Origin of the sequence: Mesorhizobium sp. M7D.F.Ca.US.004.01.2.1, from assembly GCF_003997785.1 — a bacterium.
GTDB lineage: Bacteria > Pseudomonadota > Alphaproteobacteria > Rhizobiales > Rhizobiaceae > Mesorhizobium > Mesorhizobium loti.
In genome coordinates, this window is record NZ_RZRQ01000635.1 from 1 (window position 1) to 1536 (window position 1536).

Below are 1536 nucleotides of genomic sequence, written 5' to 3' on the forward strand. Positions count from 1 at the left end.
ATCCTTGGCAGCGGCAACGAACTGGTCGGTCCGCAGCGTGCGCCGTTCGGCGTTGAGGCCGAGCCGCTTGGCGGTGATCTCGAAGCGCCGGCCGATCTGCCAGGCATAGGGACCGGCGCCCTTCATGCGCTCGCCCCATTCCGAATCGTAGTCCTTGCCGTCGCGCATCGAGCGGATCAGCGACATCACGTGGCGGTAGCGGTCCGGATAGTGGCGCAGCAGCCAGTCCTTGAAGATCGGGCTGACCTCCAGCGGCAGGCGCAGCACGACATAACCCGCCTCGCGGGCGCCGGCCGCGCGTGCCGAATCGAGGATCCGTTCCATCTCCTGGTCGGTCAGGCCCGGGATGATCGGCGCGACCATGACCGAAGCCGGAATGCCGGCATCCGAAAGCTGGCGGATCGCCTCCAGCCGCTTGGTCGGCGTCGACGCGCGTGGCTCCATGGTGCGTGCCAGCATCCGGTCAAGCGTCGTCACCGACAGCGCCACCTTGGCGAGCCCCCGTTCGGCCATGCGTGACAGGATATCGATGTCACGCGTCACCAGAGCGGATTTTGTCACGATGCCTACCGGATGGCCGCGCGCTTCCAGCACTTCGAGGATCTCGCGCATGATCCGGTATTGCTTCTCGATCGGCTGGTAGGGGTCGGTGTTGGTGCCGATGGCGATGGTGCGCGGCTGGTAGCCGTCCTTCGACAACTCCTTGTCGAGCAAGCGCGCCGCGTCCGGCTTGGCGAACAGCTTGGATTCGAAATCGAGACCCGGCGACAGGCCCATGAACGCGTGCGTCGGCCGGGCAAAGCAATAGACGCAGCCGTGCTCGCAGCCGCGATAGGGGTTGATCGAACGGTCGAAGGAGATGTCGGGCGATTCGTTGCGGGTGATGATGGTGCGCGGCTTCTCGACCTGCACTTCGGTCTTGAAGGGCGGCAGTTCTTCCAGCGAATTCCACCCATCGTCGAAGACATGCCGGCTGACCGGCTCGAAGCGGCCGGACGGATTGATGCCCGCCGACCTGCCGCGGTTGCGGTCCGGACGGACACGCACGCCACTCTGCTCGATCATCGCATTGGCCATCTCGGCTCTTCCAGCTCCGAAAGCTGCAATGTCGGCGCGCACGATCTGTTCCATCTTCGCCCGCTCCCAGGGACTGTCCATGTTGTGTCGAATCGCTCTGTTCATGAAATTATTCCTATTTTGTTGATGAGAACAAAGCAAGAACTTTTTATGGTGCGCTGCAGTAACTGGCGCTGTGCCGCGCTTTCCGCTATTCGGCTAATGATGCTCAGTGTTCTCATCGAAACCCGCAATGACGAGGAAGGCCTGACCCGCACGCTCGCCTCGCTGATTGGCGGCGCGGTCGAGGGCGTGGTGCGTGAAGTCATCGTCTGTGACACGGGCTCCACCGACCAGACGCATCGCGTGGCCGAGCATGCCGGCTGTCAGTACGTGACTGGCGGCGTTGCCGCCGGCATCCGCCAAGCCAAGGGGGACTGGCTGCTGCTGCTGGAGCCGGGCGCGCGGCTGGTTGAGGGC

2 protein-coding genes are annotated in these 1536 nt (G+C 64.0%); one reads left to right on the forward strand and one right to left on the reverse strand.

Annotated elements, in window-relative coordinates; all coding sequences use genetic code 11:
• Positions 1 to 1131 (reverse strand): PA0069 family radical SAM protein (locus EN993_RS35665; RefSeq protein ID WP_127266225.1); only part of this gene is annotated, 1131 nt, incomplete at its 3' end.
• A 150-nt stretch (positions 1132 to 1281) separates the two neighbouring features.
• Between EN993_RS35665 and EN993_RS35670 the strand changes: the two genes are divergently transcribed.
• On the forward strand, positions 1282 to 1536 hold a 255-nt coding region (locus EN993_RS35670), incomplete at its 3' end, for a glycosyltransferase (RefSeq protein ID WP_127266226.1).